This is a genomic window from Rhodopirellula bahusiensis, from assembly GCF_002727185.1.
Lineage (GTDB): Bacteria > Planctomycetota > Planctomycetia > Pirellulales > Pirellulaceae > Rhodopirellula > Rhodopirellula bahusiensis.
Map to the genome: position 1 here is coordinate 1 of NZ_NIZW01000021.1, position 22,837 is coordinate 22,837.

At 56.8% G+C, this 22,837-nt stretch carries 16 protein-coding genes; 9 read left to right on the top strand and 7 right to left on the bottom strand.

What is annotated here, in order from left to right; all coding sequences use genetic code 11:
• Window positions 1-672: 672 nt before the first annotated feature.
• The 3 genes from CEE69_RS23090 to yajC all read right to left on the bottom strand — a co-directional run bounded on the left by CEE69_RS23090 (window position 673) and on the right by yajC (window position 6,093).
• A complete protein-coding gene (locus tag CEE69_RS23090; RefSeq protein ID WP_233215550.1) occupies window positions 673-2,157 on the bottom strand; it encodes a sulfatase in 1,485 nt (494 codons plus the stop codon).
• A 159-nt stretch (window positions 2,158-2,316) separates the two neighbouring features.
• Window positions 2,317-5,595, bottom strand: coding sequence for a protein translocase subunit SecD (gene secD, locus CEE69_RS23095; RefSeq protein WP_099262981.1), 3,279 nt, complete (start codon window positions 5,593-5,595; stop codon window positions 2,317-2,319).
• Between the two features lie 78 nt (window positions 5,596-5,673).
• Complete coding sequence (yajC, locus tag CEE69_RS23100; RefSeq protein ID WP_099262982.1) at window positions 5,674-6,093, bottom strand: preprotein translocase subunit YajC; 420 nt, start codon at window positions 6,091-6,093, stop codon at window positions 5,674-5,676.
• A 167-nt stretch (window positions 6,094-6,260) separates the two neighbouring features.
• Here yajC and CEE69_RS23105 point away from each other — a divergent pair, with 167 nt between their 5' ends.
• From CEE69_RS23105 to CEE69_RS23120, 3 genes are all read left to right on the top strand, one after another.
• Window positions 6,261-7,514, top strand: a complete 1,254-nt coding sequence (locus CEE69_RS23105) for a DegT/DnrJ/EryC1/StrS family aminotransferase (protein ID WP_099262983.1) — start codon at window positions 6,261-6,263, stop codon at window positions 7,512-7,514.
• Window positions 7,515-7,639: 125 nt separating this feature from the next.
• A complete protein-coding gene (gene ppnP / locus CEE69_RS23110) occupies window positions 7,640-7,918 on the top strand; it encodes a pyrimidine/purine nucleoside phosphorylase (protein WP_099262984.1) in 279 nt (92 codons plus the stop codon).
• A 618-nt stretch (window positions 7,919-8,536) separates the two neighbouring features.
• The gene (locus tag CEE69_RS23120; protein WP_099262986.1) at window positions 8,537-13,027 is read left to right on the top strand and encodes a PVC-type heme-binding CxxCH protein; all 4,491 of its coding nucleotides are present in this window, start codon (window positions 8,537-8,539) and stop codon (window positions 13,025-13,027) included.
• 67 nt (window positions 13,028-13,094) lie between these two features.
• On the opposite strand, the gene CEE69_RS23125 is transcribed toward CEE69_RS23120, so the two are convergent.
• Together CEE69_RS23125 and CEE69_RS23135 are read right to left on the bottom strand one after the other, a co-directional pair.
• Window positions 13,095-14,135, bottom strand: a complete 1,041-nt coding sequence (locus CEE69_RS23125; RefSeq protein ID WP_158231068.1) for a siderophore ABC transporter substrate-binding protein — start codon at window positions 14,133-14,135, stop codon at window positions 13,095-13,097.
• A 364-nt stretch (window positions 14,136-14,499) separates the two neighbouring features.
• Window positions 14,500-15,945, bottom strand: coding sequence for a Gfo/Idh/MocA family protein (locus CEE69_RS23135; protein WP_099263071.1), 1,446 nt, complete (start codon window positions 15,943-15,945; stop codon window positions 14,500-14,502).
• Between the two features lie 468 nt (window positions 15,946-16,413).
• On the opposite strand from CEE69_RS23135, the gene CEE69_RS23145 reads away from it, so the two are divergent.
• From CEE69_RS23145 to CEE69_RS23170, 6 genes are all read left to right on the top strand, one after another.
• Window positions 16,414-16,746: a HesB/IscA family protein gene (locus tag CEE69_RS23145; RefSeq protein WP_007326964.1), complete on the top strand. Its 333-nt coding sequence runs from the start codon at window positions 16,414-16,416 to the stop codon at window positions 16,744-16,746.
• 105 nt (window positions 16,747-16,851) lie between these two features.
• Window positions 16,852-17,289, top strand: coding sequence for a transcription antitermination factor NusB (gene nusB / locus CEE69_RS23150; RefSeq protein WP_199169927.1), 438 nt, complete (start codon window positions 16,852-16,854; stop codon window positions 17,287-17,289).
• Window positions 17,286-17,909: a Holliday junction branch migration protein RuvA gene (ruvA, locus tag CEE69_RS23155; protein WP_099262989.1), complete on the top strand. Its 624-nt coding sequence runs from the start codon at window positions 17,286-17,288 to the stop codon at window positions 17,907-17,909. Before nusB ends, ruvA begins: the two co-directional genes overlap by 4 nt.
• Before the next feature lie 309 nt (window positions 17,910-18,218).
• Complete coding sequence (locus tag CEE69_RS23160; RefSeq protein ID WP_099262990.1) at window positions 18,219-18,824, top strand: thioredoxin family protein; 606 nt, start codon at window positions 18,219-18,221, stop codon at window positions 18,822-18,824.
• An 8-nt stretch (window positions 18,825-18,832) separates the two neighbouring features.
• A complete protein-coding gene (locus CEE69_RS23165; protein WP_099262991.1) occupies window positions 18,833-19,816 on the top strand; it encodes a dihydrodipicolinate synthase family protein in 984 nt (327 codons plus the stop codon).
• A gap of 109 nt (window positions 19,817-19,925) precedes the next feature.
• Window positions 19,926-20,987 carry a GNAT family N-acetyltransferase gene (locus CEE69_RS23170; protein ID WP_099262992.1) on the top strand — a complete coding sequence of 354 codons (1,062 nt, stop codon included), beginning with the start codon at window positions 19,926-19,928 and terminating at the stop codon, window positions 20,985-20,987.
• Between the two features lie 53 nt (window positions 20,988-21,040).
• Here CEE69_RS23170 and CEE69_RS23175 read toward each other — a convergent pair whose 3' ends face one another.
• Entirely contained in the window at window positions 21,041-21,997 is a 957-nt protein-coding gene (locus CEE69_RS23175) for a DUF1559 family PulG-like putative transporter (protein ID WP_099262993.1), read from the bottom strand.
• Window positions 21,998-22,067: 70 nt separating this feature from the next.
• Complete coding sequence (locus CEE69_RS23180; protein WP_099262994.1) at window positions 22,068-22,829, bottom strand: tetratricopeptide repeat protein; 762 nt, start codon at window positions 22,827-22,829, stop codon at window positions 22,068-22,070.
• Between the last annotated feature and the right edge of the window lie 8 nt (window positions 22,830-22,837).

Below are 22,837 nucleotides of genomic sequence, written 5' to 3' on the forward strand. Positions count from 1 at the left end.
ACCCACTGACTGGCGAGCCGTATGCGGGAGAACCGCACGTACGGTTCTGAGGGAGGGGAGTCCGGCTCAACCGGACTTCCCTACCCCTATCAGGTGCTGGTCGATGATTGCTGCGCGTTTGTTGATGGTTTCAGTAGGTTTGGCGGGCGTCGCAAGGCGTCGACTTGATCGGCGACGATCTTGAATAGCCATTCGGTGTCGACTGTTGATTCAGGCGTTACTCCGCACCACCAGCAATCACGTAGCCGACAGAGGCCCTCTGTCGGCAAGGCAGATCAGCCACATGTGGCAGGCATCCGAAAGCTCGTGCCCGCTGGGGTGAGCAATCGCTTGCTGCGATTGATTGCGCTCATGCCGACTGAGGGCCTCAGTCGGCTACAGGTGCTGGTCGGTGATTGCTGTGCGCTTGTTGATGGTTTCAGTAGGTTTGGCGGATATCGCAAGGCGTCGACTTGATCGGCGACGATTCTGAATGGCCATTCGGTGTCGCCTGTCGATTCAGGCGGGGCTCCGCTCAACCAGCAATCACGTAGCCGACAGAGGCCCTCTGTCGGCATCAAAAGATCTCACGCGACAGACATGCGTGAGGTAACGATCGATTCAACCCGAGTCAGTAGGGTCGTATTCGGGAAAGCGGTGATACGCGGTAACTGAGTTGGGTGGCTCGGCCAATCAGTCTTTTTCGGTTGGTGGGAACCGTTTGCGTTGCTCGCTTGGGACTGGTTTTCCGCTCTTGAGGCTCCACCATTCGTGAGCACGCTTGGGATCGTAGCTCGGGTTGGGAATCGGTGTCCGAGCCAACACGTTGCTTCTCCACTGCGTCAGTTTGCGTTTGAGGTCGCCCGCTCGGCCCTGCTTCTCGGAGGCTAAGTTTTTCGTTTCGCCCAAGTCACTGGCTAGGTTGTAAAGTTCCAGATCTCCGGTGCCGTCGAGGTATTCGATCAGCTTCCAATCTCGCTCGCGAATCGTGCTGGCGGGACGATCGTGGTGGTAGTGTGGGTAGTGCCAATGCAATGCCTTGCGATCGAGCATTGATGTTGGATTCGACAGCAAAGGCAGCAGGCTGTGGCCATCGATGGTTTGATTGGTCGGCAGTTCGCCACCGGCCATCTCAACGAAAGTCGGGTAGAAGTCATGGCTGATGGTTGGCTCAACACACACCGTGGATGCTTTTGTGGCATTTGGGTGGCGGATGATCAGCGGAACACGAATTCCACCTTCATGAAGCGAGCCCTTTTCGCCTTTGAGCGGAGCTTGGCTGCTGACCAGATCATCGGCCGACTCGCGGTAGTCGTAGCGTCGGTAGAGTCCGCCATTGTCGGACGTGAAGACAATCATCGTGTCGTCGGCGATCTGGAGTTCATCGAGCGAAGCGACCAAACGGCCGACCATGTCATCGCAATGCTCGATCATTGCGGCGTAGACCGGATGGGGGAGCGATTGCCCGGTTTGCTTGGTCTTGGCTTCGTACTTCTGAACCTTTTCTGACATCGCGCCCAGCGGAATGTGAACCGCGAAAGGTGAAAGCATCAGGAAGAAAGGTTCGTCTTTGTTCTGACGCATGAAGTCAATGCACAGATCGGCTTCGAAATCTGTTCGGTACTGGTCCGGCTTGGGCTTCAGATCCTTTCGGCCCTGCACCCGATAGCGACCGGGAAGGTGCGGTCCACCAATGACAGCGCTGAAGTCGTAGCCCTGTCGATCGGGTTGAAACTCAGGCGCATTGCCGAGATGCCATTTGCCGACATATCCGGTGGTGTATCCGGAAGCTTTCAATGATTCCGCAACCGTGACCGTGTCGAGTGGCAACGCCATCGTGGTTTGTGGCGTGATGACTCGTTCGAACGGTCGCCAGTGACCGGGGATGTGCGCGGTGATCCCGATCCTCGCTTGGTTCTGCCCGGATTGCAACGCGCATCGAGTCGGTGAGCACACGGCGCCGGAGGCATAGAAGTTGGTGAACCGCAAACCTTCCGCGGCGAGTTGATCGATGTGTGGTGTTTCGACAAAGTCGTTGCCGTAGCAACCGATGTCTTTCCATCCCAGGTCATCAATGAAGATCAACAGAATGTTGGGCTGGTCAGCGTGGGCTTGCGCTGGGAACCAGCAAGCGATCATCGCGAATGCGAAGGCGAACGGCGTCACTCGATGTGTCACGGCAATTTCCATGAGGTGGGGATGGAAGGTGGGACGTCGAATGATAGTCGATTGAGTGTGGCTGATTGGAGCTGCGCATGAAAAAAACTCCCTTCCGATGATTCGAAAGGGAGTTTCGTTGTTTTCTCAGGATCGTCGCAGATGAACTGCAGAGAGCGATCAGGCGTTGGCTGCCTTCTTCTCTTCGCGTTCGACCAACCACAGAAGCACTGGGCTGGCAACAAACACGCTGCTGTAAGTACCGACGATAACGCCGATCACCAAAGCGAACGCGAAAGCGTGGATGCCTTCGCCGCCGAAAGCGTAGAGCAACGCGACCACGATCAAAGTGGTCAACGATGTCAGCAACGTTCGGCTGAGCGTTTGGTTGATGCTGGTATTGATCATCTCGCCGGTCAAACGAGGAGCTTTGCCCTTCGTCTCGCGAATTCGGTCAAAGACAACAATCGTATCGTTGAGCGAGTAACCAATGATCGTCAGCAACGCGGCAACAACCGTCAGCGAGATCTTGAAAGGATCGATCAACAAGAAGCCGAGAGCGTCGGCGACCCAGTAGCTGATTGCAATTGCACCCAGGGTGATCGCGACGTCGTGAAGCAAGGCGACCACAGCGGCCAGGCCATAGATGACGCGTTGGAATCGGAACCAGATGTAGCCGATGATGCAAAGCAGCGAAGCGAACAGGGCTCCGAATGCTCGGCTAATCATGTCGCCAGCGACGCGAGCACCAACAGCACTGCTGCTGATCCAAACCGGATCGCTGTCGAGTTGTTTTTCCATTTCACCCATGACCTTGATGGCGTTGTCACCACCAAGTGGCAATTGAACACGCCATTTAGGGAACGCCAAAGTCGAACCAGGCGACCAAGCTTCAATGTCTTCCCCGAGTGGTTTGACGATGATTCCTTCTCTTTGTATTGGAACGCCAACCGCTTCCGCGGCTGCCACGATCGAATCGACCAATCCTTCCTCGTTTTTCACGGCAACTTTGTCGCTGCCTTTGATTCCGAGCGAGATGTCCGTGGTGCTGAAAGCAAGGCCGGGGAATTCGCGAGCCTCCATTTTCGGTCCATCCGATTCCGCATCGGTTGTTTCTTCGGCCTCTGCTTCTTCAACAGGGGCTTCTTCTTCGTCGTCTTGAGCGATCACCAGCATCACGCCGTTGTCGGCCGATTGCCACTGGCTGGTCGCAGAATCCGAAGGTTCAGCGGGATCAGATGAGCTGGTTTCATCCGTGTCAGGAGCGGCAGTTTCTTGCGTTGCACCTTCCAAGTCAGCCGGAGTGATGTCGACGCTGTAGGTCACCAAGCCAACTGATTCGGAAGCCGCGAAGCCTTCTCGAATAACCTGTTTCAGGTCTTCGACTCGCTCAACGGAGGAGTCGACTTTGAAGACCGTGCCTTCTTCGGCACCTTCCATCGAGACGCCGTTGACCGTGAATTGAACCGAATCGTTCTCGGATGATGCCACAGCGTTGTCCATGATCTTGCGAACTTCGTCGGCTTCGGTTGGTTGGTCAACTCGGAATTGAACAGAGGAACCACCGGCAAAGTCGATGTCGAGGATGCTTTGTCCGCGAGCGAACAAGGCAGCCAAGCCACAAACGACCAAGATGGCCGAAAGAGTCAGCGTCATTTTGCCTTTGCTGATGAAGTTGAACTGTCCACCGCCGGCGAACGCCGAACGAATGCTGTTGACGCCATCGGACATGCCAAGTGACAGGAACCCGCGACGCTCAGCCAAGTCGAAGATCGTTCGCGAAACGTAGATCGCGGTGAACATCGAGTAGAGAATGCCCAAGATCAACGTGACGGCGAAGCCGCGAATTTGATCGGTACCGATCGCATAAAGAACGATGGCGGTGATCAGAGTTGTCAGGTTGGCATCGATAATCGTCGTGGTCGCTCGAGCGAAACCGTTGCGAATCGCCATGCGAGCCTTGGCTCCCTTGTTCAATTCTTCTCGGATGCGTTCGAAGATCAAAACGTTGGCGTCGACTGACATACCGACGGTCAGAACCAAACCGGCGAGTCCGGGCAGGGTCAGCGGTTGGTTGATGAAGACCATCGTGGCCAAAATCATGGCCATGTTCATGACCAACGCGATGCAGGCAACGACGCCAGCGAAGCGGTAGTAAACCAGGATGAAGATGAGGACCAAGCCGAGCGAAACGGCGATCGAATACAGACCCTTTGTTCGCGTGTCAGCACCCAATGTCGCACCGACTTCGTTTTCGGCGATGGGTTGCTTGGTCACGGTCGCCGGCAATTGGCCAGCTTTCAGGATCTGCACCAGCGAGTCGACTTGATCGCGGGTGAAGTTACCCGTGATGCGACCGTTTTTGTTCATCGGTTCTTGGATCGAAGGAGCCGAAAGCAGCTCATCATCGAGCACGATGCCCAATTGTCGAGTTCGCGATCCATCGGGAGCGTTGTTCGTCGTCAGGGCTCGGAATCGACCCGAACCCATGTCAGTCAAAGTGAAGGCGACGGCGGGAGCACCGGTTTCGTCGAAGGTGCTGGCGGCGTACGCGAGGTCTTCGCCGAGGATGTCCAGTTTTGGATTGATCACCATCAGGACTTCGATGTTGTCGAAATCTTGCGTCTTCAACCATTTCGCGACTGAAACGGATTCGTCACCGATGCGAGCTTCCGGTGGGACGTTCAGAATCGCACCGGTGCGCGGGTTGCGAGCCAAGGCTCCTGAGACGGGAACCAACATTGGACGGACGCCATCGGTCTCTTTTTCTTCGAAACCAATGCGAGCCCAGATTCCGTAGAGCGAATCGTCGGGCTTGCCGACCATGTCTCGGGTGGCGATGCCGGGTTGAGTCGATTCGGCTTGCTCAATCGCTTGGTTGATCAGCGTTTGGTGATCGAATTGGTTGGCCAGAATCGCGAAACGCAACTGTCCGGCTTCTTCCACCAATCCCTTGATGCGATCGACCGCGTCGGGGTCTTTCTCTGGGATGATGATTTCGATTTGTTGTTCGCCGTAGGGGCGAATGACGATTTCTTGCGTGCCGGCGGGGTTGATTCGGCGGGTCAGCGGACCGACCAAATCTTCACTGGTGATTCGCTGTCCTCCGCTTTCGATAACAGCCGCTTGCTTTTCCGGATCCAGTTCGTAGACCAAGATCGTACCGCCCGACAAGTCGATGCCGAGGCTGGGGAACTTGTTGGCAAGGGTCACGCCGCTGGCGGTGATCGCGAGCAAGATGAAACCGAAGCGAGTGCCGTAGGTTGGCATCTTCAAGGATTTCGCCAAGAAGTTGCCAACGATGAACGGCAGAATCAGAACGGCCGCGGCGCTGAGCAGCGTCACGATTTGTCCGGTGCTGATGCCTTTGGAGACTTCGCTTGCGACGGCAGCGTCGGTCTGCGCGAGCCACTGGGCCGAAATCGAGTGGCAAAGATCGGGAAGAGTCGAAAGATCCATCGTGGTTTCTAAGTACGGGTGCGATGTGTCCGCTGCGACCAAAACCAGTCGCTGTGGGAAGGATGGTTTGGGAAAAGGTCAGTCCGACGAATCGTTGTCGGGTTTGTTTTTCGGTTCGCCAACGATTTTGACGATGGCTGACCGATTGACTTTGATGCGTGTCGAACCGTTCTCGTCGATCTTCAGCGTCACCGTTTCACTGTCCGGTGCCGCCGAAACGATCGTGCCGTGGATGCCGCCGATCGTGACCACGCGATCATTTTTGGCCATCGAAGACATCATCTTGGCCTCTTCGGCGCGACGTCGTCGTTCCGGGCCGAAGTACGTGACGTAGAAGATCGCCACGACGCCAACTGGCAAAATCAAAGGGTTTTCGAGAATTCGCTGCAAAATCGAGGGTTCTGCAGCGGGCGGAGCGTCCTGTGCCAGCAACTGAAAGGCGAGCAAGTTTGCCTGCCGCGTTAGATCGGTTAAGAACAGATCGAAAGAAGGCAACAAGACAGGGGTTCCGGGGATGATGACACTAGCTTGACGCGGCCCCAGCCGTCCTGGCTGGTGGTTGCCTGCGTCATTCGCAATGCGGCATGATATGGAAGCAAAAAAATCGCCACAAGCCCAGCCCTAACTTGCCTCGCCATCCTCCTTTGCGTAGCACCGAGAATCTCTTGGACCTCCCCGCCGATGAATCGTTCGATGTTTTCTCTGATGGGTGGCCGGCATGGCCGCCCCGAAACGCCGAATTGACCCAGCAAATCGAACGATCCGTCAGAGAAATCCTGAACGACGGCCAATGGGGGACGTATCCGGAAACAACCGCCGCGAATTGCGATCAGCCGGGAGTCTATGATCGCTGTCGGGCGGCGGTGGGTCAGGCGGCGAACGAGTGGGCCGCGCCTGAGGGCTTGGATTCGTTTGGCAGTGCGTCTCATGTTCGTTTGTGCCCATCGGGATCGTCCGCGATTGAATTGGCCCTGCGAGCTTTGGGAGTCGGGCCTGCGGGGGGAAAGCGGAAAGCCGCGACGAAGGTGATTCTGTCAGCGTATGACTACCCGGGCAATTTTCGAACGGTGGAATTGCTGGGCGGACGTCCCGTGCTCTGCGATACCGAGCCGACTCGTGGGATTCGCAGTGGCAGGTCTCCGGCTGGAATTTCGCTGAGTTCGAAAGCGATCCAAGCCATTCAGGCCCCGCCCGAGTCCGTGCTGCTGATTTCGCACTTGCACGGCCAAGTGGTCGACTCCGGTGGTTTGGCCGAGTTGTGTCGTCAACGTCGGTGGTTCCTGGTCGAGGACGCTTGCCAAGCCATCGGGGCGGGACGAATCCGAGAATTGGCGAACGGGCAGACTGTGTTTGTCCCCGTCGGGACGTTGGCGGAATGGACGACTTACAGCTTTGGCGGGAGCAAGCCGCTGACGTGCGGGAACGGTGGTGCTCTGGCGACCGAGTACGACGGCAAATTTCAAAAGCTGCAAGCGATGGTGGATCGGCCGAGCGATACGTTTCCCATGTCGACGCTGCAGTGTGCCGCGTTGCTTCCGCAATTGAGCTGGTTGAATCGTCTGAACCGAATTCGCTGTGAGAACGCCAGGCGGTTGAGCGAGCTGGATTGGGCGGAGGTCGGCTGTGCCGCGATTTGGGACGATGATCCTGCGGTCGTTCGGGCTCCGTACAAGTTTCCTGTCTTGGCCCGAGACGCGGCGACTCGATCAAAGGTCATCGCGGGATTGCGTTCGATTGGATTGCCATGTGGCGAAGGCTTTCGGGCGATGCATCGCACGAGCGATCGAAGGAGCGACAAACCTGTGCCGCTCATCAATGCAGCGAAGCTGAGTGACTCGTTGCTGGTCATCGATCATCGGGCACTGTTACCACCAGACGTCGCGGATCGCGTCCGCGAATGTTTGGCTGAGATGTCATGAGGATCGGTGCCGCGTTTCGATGTTCTCGGATTCTCGCCGCTCGGAATCGAGGCTCGCGAATTTCTGCGGTGTGAATTATCTTCCTCGGCTTTCCTGTCTCGTTCCCTTTTCCCAGAGATCTCATCATGCAAGTCAACGAATACTTCGACGGCAATGTCACTTCCATCGCATTCGAAAATGGCGAAGGCCGAGCGACATCGGGCGTGATGTCGGTGGGCGAATACGAATTCGGAACCAGCGAAAAGGAACTGATGAAAATCGTCTCGGGCAAGTTGGAAGCCAAGCTTCCCGGCGAACCAGGGTTCCGCGCCTACCCAGGTGGGACCGAGTTCAATGTCGATGCGAATCAAAAATTTCAGGTTCGTGTGATCGAGCCGACCGCGTACCTCTGCTTCTACAGCTGAGCGTTTCGCCATATGTCGGCCATCGACTCCGCTCGATGGAAGCTAAGCACGTGAGCGGGAGTCCTTGGGCTTGATCACGTAGCGGCGTCTCTCAGAGACGCTGTCATTTGCGAGTCTCAGAGAGACTCGCCTACGTGAGGTTCTACCCGATCATTCCTGCCGACCTGCTTAGTAGCTTAGAACATTTGTCTCAAATGTTTGCGTGGTTGGGTTGAACCACCGAGACGTGAGACGCGGACGTTTTTGCAGGTTGGCTGGGAGGCGACGTTGCTTGGCGTTGGAACGTTTTCTGCCGGAACAGTTGAGGACGACGGTTCTACTCTGGTGCCGGAGCTCCCGTTGGTCGATCCCGCCTACGATCGGCGACGATGGGAAGTCAGCTCGATGCGAATCGATCGCATTGGAGCTCCATGGACTTCGGGTTGGGTTACAATCACGTTCCCTGTCCGTGAGTGACAAGGTGTCTTCAGATGCGATCTTCCGCCGGGAAGGGTGACTTAGTCGCCTTCGTCTCGATTCCGGAGGCTGTCGCTCGCCGCACTTCAAGTGCTTGGACACCAACGTTTGCCTCACCCCCGCCGGAATCCTCCCTCCTGGAACCTTGGTTCTCCCGCTTCCATGAATAAAGATGCTTTGCCGACCACGTCGTGGTCCTGGATCGCCGCGTTTGCGTGCACCGTTCTCGCTTGGAACTCACTCGCCCCAACGGCCCGATCCGCCGAGGGAGCCGAGAAAACGATCTTGCTGATCGCGGGAAAACCCAGTCACGGGTATGGGGCTCACGAGCATTACGCCGGGTTGAAAGTCCTCGAGCAGTCTTTGCTGGAAGCCAATCCGAAACTCAAGACCGACGTGGTGCGTGGTTGGCCAAGCGATGCGTCCAAGGTCGAGGCAGCCGACAGCGTCGTTCTTTACAGCGACGGGCAAGGTCGACACGTTGCGTTCAATAACCGCGATGAAATGCGAGCGTTGTTGAAACGCGGCGGCGGTTTGGTTTGTTTGCACTACGCAACCGAAATGTCGCCCGGTGAATCCGGCGATGACATGGTGGAGTTGTTGGGCGGGCACTTTGAAATTCACTACAGCGTCAACCCACACTGGATCGCGGAATTTGATTCGTTGCCCGAGCACCCAATCACGCACGGTGTGGAATCTTTCTCGACCAACGACGAGTGGTACTTCCACTTGCGTTTTGCTGAGGAAGGCAAGCTGACTCCGATCCTGCAGTCGGTTGCTCCTGAATCAACGATGCGACGTCCGGATAGTGCCCACACCGGCAACCCGCACGCTCGCAAGTCAGTCGCGGCGGGGGAACTGCAGACGGTCGCTTGGGCTTATGAACCTGAAATCGGTGGTCGCAGCTTTGGCTTCACCGGCGGGCACCATCATTGGAATTGGTCGCACGTTCCCGTGCGTCGTTTGGTGACCAACGCGATTCGCTGGACAGCGGGAGACGACCCGACTTCAGAGGCTGGTTCTCCGCGGCCAATTTCCGCCGAACAGTTGATGGCGGATCAAGACTATGAACCGCCTGAAAAATTCAACTTGGAGTCGGTCGCGAAGGAATTTGAAATCCCGCTTCGCAGTGAATCAGGGAAAGCCGACGCAAAGAAGAAGTCCAAACCGGAGGGATCGGCATCGGCGGTGGAACCCAAGTTGTTGTACGCCAGCCCGTTGGTGACCACCGCTACGGAAGGCCATCGGATCGCGATGGAAGTGGATTTGAATGACGTCGATGAAGTCTCGCGACGCAAGTTGTTTTTGGTGGTCAGCGAAGGCGGCAACGATTACTCGTGCGACCATGTGGCATGGTTGGACCCAACGTTGCATGGTGACAAGGGAACAGTGGACTTGGTCGATCAAGGTTGGGTGACCGCTCGAGCAGGTTGGGGCAATGTTCGTAAAAATGCAAACTGCAGCGGCGGCCCGGTGTTGGTCAACAATCAACCCGCTGGCAAAACCGCGATTGGAACGCATGCCCCCAGCGTGATCGAATTTGATGTGCCACCGGGATACGACCGACTGACGGTGACGGGTGCGTTGGAAAGTGGCGGGACGAATCAGCACGGCGGCAGCAACACCAGCGTTCGGTTTGCGGTCTACGCCGGAGCGGCACCCAAGGATCTCAATGAGGTGGATGGCAAATCGGCCGCGGACCAACGGTCGCCTGAGCAAGCCGTCGCGGGATTGGAGGTTGCCGAGGGTCTCGAGGTCACGCTGATGGGTAGCGAGCCTGATCTGTCCAGCCTGACAAACCTTGACATCGATCATCGCGGACGCGTGTGGGTCTGCGACGTGATGAACTATCGCCGCAACCAAGGATCACGTCCCGAAGGCGACCGGATCTTGATTCTTGAAGACACGACCGGCGACGGGAAACTGGATCACATCCACACGTATTACCAAGGCCGCGACATTGATTCGGCGATGGGAATTTGTGTGCTTGGCAACGAGGTCATTGTTTCTGCATCGCCGACGATTTGGAAATTCACGGACACCGACGGTGACGACATTCCAGATTCCAAAGTCGCTTTGTTCACCGAGACCGGTCAACCTCAACACGACCATTCCGCTCACTCGTTCTTGTTTGGTGATGACGGCAAACTGTATTGGAACTTTGGCAACACCGGGATGCAGGTCAAAGATGCAGATGGGGAAACGGTGGTCGACATTCATGGTCGCGCGGTCGTCGATGATGGAAAGCCGTTGTTCGGCGGAATGCCGTTCCGATGCGACCTCGACGGTTCCAACTTCGAAGTCTTGGCTCACAACTTTCGCAACAACTGGGAAACAACCGTCGACTCATTTGGAGCGTTGTGGCAGAGCGACAATGACGATGACGGCAACCGCGGAACTCGCATCAACTTTGTGATGGAGCAAGGAAACTACGGGTACAAAGACGAGCAAACCGGTGCGTCATGGCGAGCCGACCGGATCACGTTGGAGGATGAAATCCCACTTCAGCATTGGCACCTGAACGATCCCGGCGTGGTTCCCAACGTGTTGCAAACCGGTGCGGGTTCGCCGAGCGGAATCTGCATGTACGAAGGCCGCTTGCTGCCCGAACGTTTCTGGGACGAAGTCATCCACTGTGACCCGGGCCCCAACGTGGTTCGGGCTTATCCGATGACGGCTGATGGAGCCGGATACTCGGCAACGATTGAACCACTGATCACCGGTACGACTGACAATTGGTTTCGGCCCGCGGATGTTTGTGTGGCTCCCGATGGATCGTTGTTCGTGACGGATTGGTACGACCCCGGTGTCGGTGGCCACCATCAAAAAGACAGCGATCGCGGACGCTTGTTTCGTGTTGCGCCGCCGGGTGTGAAGTACTCCGTGCCCGAGTTCGATTTGTCGACGGTGGAGGGTGCGATCGAAGCTCTCAAGAATCCAAACCGTTCGGTTCGCTATCTTGCTTGGCAAAAGCTGCACGCGATGGGTGCGGAAGCGGAGAATGAGCTTTTGTCGCTGTACAAAAACGAAAACCCTCGTCTTCGGGCTCGAGCATTGTGGTTGCTCGGCAAGATCGAAGGCCGTGGCCGGGCGTATGTCGAAAAAGCTTTGAGCGATGTTGACGCCGATATCCGCTGCACCGCGATTCGGTTGTGCAAACAGCTCGGTCTATCCGCGGCGAAAGTTTGTGGCGACGCGGCGGACGATCCTTCTTCGGCAGTTCGGCGCGAACTCGCCGTTGCATTGCGATTCGATGAGTCCAAAGCGATGCCGGCCGTTTGGGCGGACCTCGCGATGCAGTACGACGGTGAAGATCGCTGGATGTTGGAAGCACTCGGCATTGCGAGTGATCTGCGTGCCGACGAATGTTACGCGGCGTGGATGAAAGCCAACGGCGGCAATTGGAATACCGCCGCGGGTCGTGACTTGGTTTGGCGTCTGCGAACCGATGATGCGGCGGCGAAGATGGTTGAGTTGCTCGCTGGCGGAATGCCTAGCAATGAAGCCAAACGGTATTTTCGGTCGCTGGAGTATCACTCCGACGCCGTCCGCGAATTGGTTTTGCGTCAGCTGCTGCCTGATGAGAACAGCGGGCCCGCGGTTGACCCGCAAACCCTCGTTCGGACGGTGACGCGAATGCCAGACTTTGATCCGGCGAAGTTCCCAAAGACGCAAGTTGCGATTGTGGACTACGTTCGCAGCCGAGCCGGCAAGTCTGACTTCGTTGACTTGGTCGAGCAATTTGAAATTCGCGAAATGGATGATCAGCTGATTGCTGCGATGCTTCGACAGGGTGACGACAACTTGTCGCTTTCCGCTTTGCGATTGCTGCTGAAACGCAAAGACGGTTGGAACCAATTTGTTCGCATTCTGGCGAAGGAATCCAAGTACGATCTTGGCCAACTTGGTCGCGTCGTTTCACTGCTCGGTTCTCTCGGAAACGGTCGTGCGATTGGGTTGCTTGCCAAGACCGCCGGCGATCCTGAAGTCGACTACGTTTTGCGAAGTGCGTCCGTGCGAGCGATGGCCAAGTCCAACGGTGGTGCGGAAGAGTTGTTGAAGATGACCGAAGCGGACAAGCTACCCGCCGACACGCATTTGTTGGCCGGTGGATTGCTCGGACGCAACGCCAACGCGGAAATTGCGAAACGGGCGAAGGAGTTGTTGCCGCAACCTGCCGCGGCCGACAGCAAGCCACTGCCACCTCTGGATGAGTTGGTGCAAATCAATGGCGACGCGAAAAAGGGACTCGCAATCTTCCGAGGCGTCGCGACGTGTGCCAATTGCCACATCGTGGATGGTTTTGGAAAGCAAGTCGGTCCGGATCTTTCGGAGATCGGATCGAAGCTTTCTCGGGAAGCGATGTTCACTTCGATTTTGGCACCAAGTGCTGGCATCAGCCACAACTACGAGAACATGATCGCGTTGACCGAAGATGGCCGCGTGGTCAATGGCGTGTTGGTATCCGAGACCGACGACAAACTCGTGTTGCGAACCGCGGAAGCGATCGATTTGGAGTTTGACCAAGACGAGATTGTCGACGTCAAAAAGAGCGAGAAGTCGATCATGCCCGAGAACCTGCACCACACCACCGACCAACAAGGCCTGGTGGATATGGTGGAGTATCTGATGGGACTGAAGAAGAAGTCCTAGTTGCGCGGCCGTGCCGACAACCTGTAGCTCGGTGGTCCCCCACCGAGCAGTCAGCCTAATTTTCAAATCAGTCGTTGTCCGACGACTTCTCAAACGCGGTTTGAACCGTCTCGATGGCGTGTTGCATCTGCTGGTATCCGCCCGCGGCCAAGTACCATCCGCGGCCACTGAGATAGATGACCTTGTTCGACGCGTAAGCGTTTGAAGCGGAGACGGCAGGATCCGATTTCAGTAATTCGTTGCCGTTCTCACGCTCAGCAAATGCTGAATTGCGATCGAGTGAGATCAGCCAATTTGGATCGCGATCGACGAGTTTCTGCAGGCGTTTAGCTTCGTCTTGCAGTTGCTTGCGTTTGCGTGCTTCGGCTTGTGCGATTTGCTCCGGCGTTTGTTCTTCGGTGGCGTTGCCTTTGCCTCGTTGACGTGGTGGGCCCGCGTCGGCTTGGGTCATCACAGACGGAAGTCCGATCAGTTCGTGAATGATGCCGAACCGAGTCGCGGGTGGCTGTGGTTTGATGGACTCACCCACCGAGAAGAGCAGCAAACCAGTTCCTTGTTCCGCCGCGGTGGAGTGCAGTTCACGAACGCTCTGCAACAACTCGATCGCTCTTTGATTGGCCAAGTCTTCTTGATTGAAGATCGAACCAAGAGTCAGCAGGTTCTGAACGACGGTCGGCACAAAACCGGAGGTCGAGGTGGACAGATCGATCGTCGGTGCGATCTCGCTGAGATCTTTGAGTGAGCCACTCGAGCGACCGCCCACAACAATCAGATCCGGCTTGAGTTCGCGAATGGTGTCCAGCTCAGGCTCAAACAGAGTTCCGACTTTTTTGTATTCGTCCGAGGAGTATTTCGACAGCCAATCGGGAAGCATGTCGGCTTTGATTTCTGGAACACCGACGACCGGGGCGCCGAGCGTGTCCAAGTTGTCGAGGGCTCCGAGGTCCAGCACGACGACCCGTTGCGGAACACTGGGAATCGTTATTGTGCCTTGGGCGTGGTGAACCACTTGCGGAGAGTCGGGGTGGGAAGGCTCAGCCAAGGTCACGCCATGGACCACGCATGCGGACAACAGTGCGGCAGCGACAGCGAATTTTCTACGTTGCATCGAAAGCATCGGTTTCTCTTCTAGCGGCGAGTGACGGACGGGCTGCCGGACAGACGGATAACCACTGCGTTCAGAGAAGACGCATTGCCAGACAGCTACATAAATTGTTGGCTGGCTACCGCTGGTGCACGATGTGCGACTCAGGCTCGCTGGCTATAGAAGCAGACGTACTCGAAGTGCGTCTGCGATGAAGTCGGTCGACTCATTGCGACCGACCGCAAAGCATCTGATCGGATCGGTTGTGCATTGTCAACCGACGGAAGCGTGCGGTGGCGGATTGATACAAACAGGCGACAAGGATCGTCCGCGAGTTGCGAACGATCCTTGTTTTGCCGTTGTTGATTGGCTCGTAGCCGAAGCGAACTTAAGCTTCGAAGGAGTGGCCTTCGCGAGGTTCGAAACTCAGGAATGAACTGGCTTCATCGGAACCGGCGAACGATTGTTTAGCGTTGTCCCAAGTGAGAGTTTGCCCGGGGAAGCGAGTTGCGATGCAGCCGAGTAAAGCGGCTTGCGTCATGTTGCCGGCCGTCTTTCGATCGCTGTCGATCGAATCTGATTTGCCTTCGCGAGCGGCACGAATCCATTGTTCGTAATGCGACTTGGATGACTCGCTGCTCTCGGCGGAAAGCTGTTCGACTCGTTCGCGTCCCGCCCGACGTGCGTTGGCGAGCTCGTCATCGTCCTCACTCGCGACGGCAACGATCTGTGGCATTTGGTCGGGCTCGCTCGAGAGTGTTGATCCGACGAGCGTCATCTTTTCACCCACGATCATGCAGCCGCTTCCTCCGGCTGAGTAGCCAGGTTCACCGGACGTTTCATCGGCGATGATCGTCGGAGTGTCAGGCTGTTTGCCTCCGTCGTACCAAGTCAATTTCAATCCGTTGGGACACGCGTCGGTGGAATCGAATTCCATCTCGACCTGGGACCAAACGGGATAAGAAATCGACGTCGCGGTTTCGCAATCGGCTGTGACGGTGCGTGGCAACTGCAGGCCCAACGTCGTGAACGCAGGATCGAGCAAATGGCAACCCATGTCGCCCATGGCTCCGGTCCCAAAGTCCCACCAACCACGCCAAGTCGTTGGGAGGTAGCCCTTGCTGTACGGTCGATCCGCGACTGGTCCCAACCAAAGATCCCAATCCAGCGAAACGGGTGGAGACGACGACACGGGAGTCGCCGTCATGCCTTGCGGCCATTCGGGGCGATCGGTCCAGCAATGGACGGATTGGATCTCGCCCAGTTCTCCTCGATTGATGAAATCATCGAAGGCACGCATGTGAAGGCTGGAGTGCCCTTGGTTGCCGACTTGGATCGCCAAGCCAGACTCATCCGCGGCGGTTTGAAGACGCCGGACTTCATCGAACGTGCGAGCCATGGGGCATTGCAAGTAAACATGCTTGCCGTGCCGCATGGCTGCCAAAGCAATGGCGGCGTGGGTGTGGTCGGGCGTGCTGACTACGACCGCGTCGAATTCCTTGTCAAACTCTTCCAGCATGATTCGATAGTCGGTGAACCGCTCGACGTCTGGGTGTTGGCAGAACGTTTTTCCCGCTCGCTGCACATCGACGTCACATAGTGCGACGGGGGTGCCGCCGGCACGCATCATTTGCCGGACGTCGCGGGCGCCTTGGCCGCCAACTCCGATTTGAGCGAAGCGAAATTGGTCGCTGGGAGGTGTTTTGCCGGGGCCGCCCAAAACATGGGGAGAGACAACCATCACGGACGCTGCGGCGAGCGTCGAACGTTTCAAAAAAGAACGACGGCCGGTCGGTGCGCAGCGGCCACCAAGTTTTGTGCGAGAATCGGTCATGGAGATCACCTGACGGTGCATAGAAGAGAAAAGGACAAGCGAAAGGAATCGCTGCGATCGTTCTCAGCGAATCTCCGCCTGACGTGGAGCATTCTACCGGTCGTGCAGGTCGCGGACCAATTTTCAATTCTTGACGAGCAATTTTCACGCGGACATCGGCGGAGTTGGTACCACCGAATCGGACCGGATGCGTTGAAAATGGCGGGAAACACCGAGTCGAATTCTAGCAATCACGGTCTCGGAGATGCGTTGCGGCAGCCTTTCCTGCGGCCGCAAAATGAACAGGACACTCCTTCGCTGCGAAAAGAGGTTGTTGGTTTGGTCGGCCTGCGGGTACAATTGGCAATTACGAACCAGTGGCCCGATTGGTGCCAGAACTGCCGAGTTGACCGGTTTTCGTATTGGCAGACCAATCTCGGACCTAAATTCAAAACAACTGTCCATCCATTCACGAGGATCATCCGAACGATGGCAATCAAATTGACTGAGCGCGCGGCCGAAGAAGTCATGCGTTTTCGCAAAGAACACAACTTCGACGATTCGATGCTTTTGCGGATTGGTGTCGCTGGTGGTGGCTGCAGCGGATTCAACTACACGCTGAACTTTGACGACAGCTTCGACATGAAAGCCGATTCGAAATACGACTGCCACGGCGTCAGCGTCGTCGTCGACAAGAAGAGCTCGCTGTACCTCGATGGCACCGAAGTCGATTGGTACGACAGCCTCGAAAAACAGGGCTTCACGTTCAACAACCCCAACGCGGTGAAAAGCTGCGGTTGCGGAAGCTCCTTCCAAGCCTGATCGAGTTCGCTCGATTCAAACGACATTCATCGAAAGTCGGCTCGCTTCATTGAAGTGGCCGGCTTTTTGTCATGGCCTAGTTGACACTTCTGAGGTTCCTGCGGGATGATCGCCCGCATGTCCACACGTCGACGCGCCCGCGAAATAGTCCTGCAGCTTCTCTACGAAGCCGATCTCAATGATTGGCGTGATGCAGCCACATCACGCAAATTCATCCGCTCCCGTTTGCAAGGCCGAAAGGTCCTCACGGATTTCGCGGCTGAGCTTTTGGATGGCACGATGGCGCGTCGAGACGACATCGACGCGAAGCTCACCAAGCTCTCCACCAACTGGGCGTTGCACCGCATGCCGGTGACCGATCGCAACGTGTTGCGACTAGGGGCCTACGAGATTCTGTACAGCGGAACGCCCGGCCAAGTTGCGATCTCCGAAGCGTTGACGTTGGCGAAACGTTACGGCGGCGAGAACAGCCCACGGTTCATCAACGGCGTGTTGGATCGATTGTTCAAGTATCACTCCAGCCCCGAATCCATCTCTTCATGATCGTATCGATCGCCGGCAAACTGGTCCAAGTGGGCGAGATCAGTGTCATCATCCAGGCGGCCCCGTTTGACTACGAAGTCTACGTGGGTGACTTCACCCGCCGTCAGTTGCAAAACCAGATCGGCAATGAAGTTCGGCTGCACACGCTGGACTACATCGAAGGCAACGCGCAAGGTGGACGGCTGACGCCACGTTTGATCGGGTTCTCAACCCTTCCCGAGCGTCAGTTCTTTGACCTGTTTTGCAGCGTCGACGGTGTCGGCGTGAAGAAGGCTCTTCGTGCGATGGTTCGGCCGGTCAAAGAGCTAGCCGTGTTGATCGAGGAACAAGACGCCAAGACGTTGTCGGCGTTGCCTGGCATCGGTCCCGCGACCAGCGAGAAAGTGATCGCGAAATTGCGTCGCAAGATGCCTCGCTTCGCTTTGATGGTGGCTGGTGGCGAAGTCGCGGACGCGATGCAGTCCGAGTCTCCAATCGTGTCAGACACCTATGACGCTTTGGTCACGCTGGGACACACTGAGGCCGACGCTCGTAAACTGATTGACGAAACGTTGGCGACAGGCAAGAAGTTCAAAGACACCGAGTCGCTGCTGACCGCGATTTACCAGCGTTCAAAGTAGGCAATCCGCCGAGCTCTTGAGCTTCCATGGACCGGCGGATCTTCTGTGTTGCCGTCAGATTGAGTGGACGTTTGGCTACTGAATGCCAAGGCATTTTCCACGGCCGAGGGTCGCAGCTTTTCCGGTGGAGGGGCGACGATCGAGCGTTTTGAAAACTGTCGTCATAAAAACTGCGCAAACTTCCCAGACGCTAAAATTTGACTCTTGTGATGCCATTTTCTGACGCTTAGGTTTCGATGGCTCTATGTCGTCGCAGCTTCCGTCTTCTCGCTGCGAGGGCTTTGTCTTTGCCTTACGAGGGGGAAACTCATGGCTCAGTCAGTGGTTGCGGGACGCAGCCTCCAATGTGGAACCGGCGATGATCGCCAATCTGTTCCGCCACGCTTCGTGCACCGCGTGTCTTTTCTCAACCCGCCCATTATTCGGTGGCGGATCCTGGCCTTCATCGCACTGGTGGGCTGCTTCACGTCGACCGCAGATGCTGAACTGCCGATCATTGGCAAAGTCGTGTCGGCTCTTTCGGTTTCAAATGCGAGCCGATCAAGTGCGACAGACCTCGTGTCGGCTGAGACGCCGATGTGGCACGACAATTTTGAATCCGGGTGGGCTGCGGCGCGACGTTCGGGGCGGCCGATGCTGATCTTCATCACGTCCGAGCATTGCCGATTCTGTGACGCGATGAAACAGAACACTCTTTGCGATGCGAGCATTCGGTCTCGATTGGCCAACGGATTTGTGCCGATCATCCTTCGGACCGATACCAACCCAGAGATTCTGGCTCGGATCCCCGTGCAGACTTATCCGACCACATTGTTAGCCGTTCCACGCGGCAAAGTGATTGCTCACCGAGTAGGCTATCAGCCACCCGACCGACTTCACGAACTGTTGGGTTTGGCTCCTTCCTCTCCGAACTGACTCCCGCCATGAATCGACGCATCTCCGGCATTTTGACTCCCAACATCACGCCGGTGGATGACCGGGGACGCGTTGATGAAGACAAGTTGCGAGGGTACGTCGATTGGTTGATCGATCATGGCGTGGACGGTTTGTACCCCAACGGCAGCACGGGCGAATTCGTTCGCTTCACGGCGGAGGAACGTCGCCACATTGTTCGGATCGTGGTGGATCAGGCCGCCGGTCGAGTTCCCGTGCTCGCGGGTGCTGCGGAAGCGAACGTGGACGAAACGATCGAGGCTTGCAACGCCTACGGGGACATGGGCGTCCGAGCCGTCGCAATTGTCGCGCCGTTCTACTACCCGATCAGCAGCGAAGGTGTGCACGCTTACTACGCGCGAATCGCTCGCGACGTGAGAGTTGACGTGACGCTCTACAACATTCCGCTGTTCGCGTCACCGATCGAAGTCGATGTCGTGATTCGTTTGGCGGAAGAGTACCCGCGAATCATCGGTTTGAAGGACAGCTCGGGAGACTTGCCAAACTTGATGCGAATGATGGCCGCCATCCGGCCGATGCGAGAAGATTTTTCTTTCCTGACGGGCTGGGACGCTGCGCTGGCGCCGATGTTGATTGCCGGAGCCGACGGAGGCACGAATGCGAGCAGCGGCGTGTTGCCTGAATTGACGCACGCAATCCACCGAGCTGTTTCGGATGGTGATCACAAATTGGCGATGGAACTGCAGTACATGCTGTTGCCATTGTTTGACGCAATGATCGGACTGGGCGAATTCCCCGAAGGATTCCGAGCCGGTGCGCGTGCCCGTGGTTGGGATCTGGGGCGTGGGCGCGTGCCGTTGTCAGAGAAGCAACAGGCGTTGATCGTGACAGCGGAACGCGAGATCGATGCGATCGTCCGCTCAACTCAAGCGAAGATGTCCGGCTCATCGGAGTTGCCGCTGGAAGCGATCCAAGTGATTGCTCGCCGGGTGATGGAACAGCTCGAGAAGTAGTGCTCGGAATTGAGCGAGTCCGCGTTCATGCATGGGACACGTGAAAGCGATTTCACGGTACCATGAACCGCCGACCTGTTTCGTGTTCATTGCATCGTGTTTTACCCTCATGGCGAACATCCGTCCGTTTCGCAACTCTGATCTTCCCGGCCTGTTCGACGTTTGGATGCGTCACTGGGAAACCGCCGGTCAGATTCCGCCGGTCAGCGTTTCGATTTTGGAACGAGCCGTGCTTTCGCGAACGTTCTTTGATCCGGCCAGCCTGCTGGTTGCCGAGGTCGACGGGGAAGTGGTGGCCTGGTGTCATCAGTTTTCAGATGATTGGCGGTCACCTTCGCCCGAATTGTTGGAAGCGGATTCGCCGCAAGCCATCGCGGAAGTTCCCGAGGTCGATGCGGTCCCAACATCGTTGGTCGCGGCGATTTGTTTTGCTGGCGAGTCCGGGTTGGCCGTGTGCGATTCGCTGCTGATTGAAACGATGCAACGAGCAGCGGACGCGGGTGTCAAACGGATGTGCGTCGGTCCGGTTCGGGATGCCAGAAACGGCTACGGCGGATTGCCTCCGATCGGACACGGGTTGGGAGTTCCAGTTTCGGACGCGCGAGTCGCATCGTTGCTGTCTCGACACGGATTCCATGTTGCTCGCAGCTTGCTACGTCTGGTCGTGAACACGTCGACTTATCGTCCGCCCGTCAATCGCGAGTTTTTGCAGCTGCGTCGGTCGACTCGGATTGATCAGCTTCCTTTGTTGCCGATGAATCATCGAAGCGCGGTCGCGATGAGCCATTTTGACATGGAACGCAACGTCTTGGTGGACCACCAAACGAACGAACAGTTGGCCGCAATTGATTTGTGGGTGGGTGATCCGGAAGGCCAAGTGATGGATGGGGCGCGGTCCATTTTGTCGCTTCGTTTGATGCACCCGGTCGAGCTGAACGGCGTTCCCGCCTCGCGACCGAAGAAGGGATTTGTGGCTTCGATGGCGGAACGAGAATTATCGACGCACGAGCAATTTTTGGTTTCTTCGATCGTGCAATCGCTTTCCAATCGCCAGATCTTCACCGTTGAAACCACAATCGATTCCGACGCGGTGAAGTTGAAAGGGCAGTTCGCGACGTTGAAGTTCAGCGAAGACGAGCAAGGACGGCAGTGGGAAAAGGACCTGGTCTGAGGTCGCATGGTCGCGGGGACGTGCTCTTGCGAAAAAGGCCGGCTCGGCAGCATTCAGTCCGAGTCCGTTTCGGTTGGCATCGTTTCTGATCGGTCGTTGCGTTTAATCATCGATTGAAAGAGCGGTTGATCGATCGTTTCCGAAAGAAACGTCACCGCGCCGTCGCCCTTGACGACGCTGGCCCCGCCAAAATGCCGGCTTCCCAATCCGCCCACGAAATTCAGGTCGCTGAGCTGTTCTTCTTGCGGGATCGAGTTGATCGGATGGCCCGCGTTGCGAAGTGTTGCTCGCGTGCCGCTGCACCAGCCAAGTTCACTTGCGAAGGAACGTTTCTCACCCAGAAGGATGGTGGCGGACATCCCGTCGGAAATTTCTTCCGAACGAACCCATGCATTGAGGAACAGCAGGCCGTCGTTGGACGCACCGATGGGGCTGGTGTTTGAATGATGCAGCCCCGCGTAGCTCGCGTTTGTCGGTATGGACTCGTCAGCTGGGCAACGGAAGACCGGCACCATGGTTTCGCGAATCAGGCGATTCGACTCAGCGTAGATGCTTGCCGATGAGTCGATCGATTGGAACAAACCCGTTTGGTCGACGTGGGGCAGCAAGGACGTCGCCCAATTGTGATGGTAGCCTTCAGGCTGGCTTGTGATGGAAAGATCGATGGTGGACGATCCAACTTCTGACGCAACCGGTGGTGAAGCCTCTGGCCAGAACCGGAACGTTGCATCAAAGGATGCAGTTCCCGATGGCAAGTGAGCTTGGTCACTCGAATAAGCCTGCATGGCCAACGCCAGGCGGATCAGATTTTGATCGCAATTGCTGCGTCGCGTTAGTTCTCGCATGTTGCGAACAAACGGGATTGAGAGCGCCAGCAAGATCAAGACGATCAGGACCACGACGATGACTTCCACCAGCGAAACACCCGATCTTGGCTCACGCCATGTTCGGCATTCGTGGGTGATTGATGGGTGAGGACGAAAGTCTCGGCGAGGGGAAGCAGCAATCATGCTCGGATTTTATCGAGCCGAGCCACCTTCGCGAAGAAGAGGCATATTCGCGAAGAATGCTGGATTCAGTTCAGGCCGCTTCCGAGTGACCGGCGTTTTCCTGGTTGAAATCATCCTCGTCGTCTTCATCGTCAGCCGAGAATGTTTTCAATGCCGTGTCGATCGGCAGCGTTGCTGGCTCGGCTTCGGTCTCGTCGTGCTCCGCCGAACTGACGTTTTCAGCTTCAGGCTCGGTTTCGGGTCCAGATTCTTCGGAAGCTTCGGGATCGGATCCTTCCTGCAGTTCCCCGCGAGCATCGAGGTCGCGTTCCAGTCGGGCTCGTTCGCTTTCCCATTCAAGGTTCCAAGCGGCGGCGGCTTCCAATTTTGGAATTTCGATGAGCAAGGCGTCTGCGGCGTTCAATCGCCCGGTGTGTCTTAGCACGGCGGCCAGCAGCAACAGTGCGGGCGGATCACGCGGTTCGATTGACAGACCCGCTGTCAACGCCTCTTCTGCCAACGCGTAGTTGCCCGTTAAATAGGCGCCTTGAGCTTCGGCAAAGCGGTCCGGTTGGGTGCTGGCTTGGCGGGGCGACAGCAACAACGGCAATTCGCGAATCGCACGAACCGTCAGCACAACCCATGCGGCGACGGCGATCCAGCAGGCCAGCATGACTAACGCCCCGGACAGCCATCCGGGATAGATGAATTTGGCGATCAGCAACGCGTTGACGACCGCGGCGAACGCGACGGCAGCGGGCAGGGCTGACAATCGTCCACGCCACCACAATTCCGACATACCCGGCCACAGGCACGTCCAATAATGTTTCGCTTGGATCGACACGGTTTCCATCGCATCAC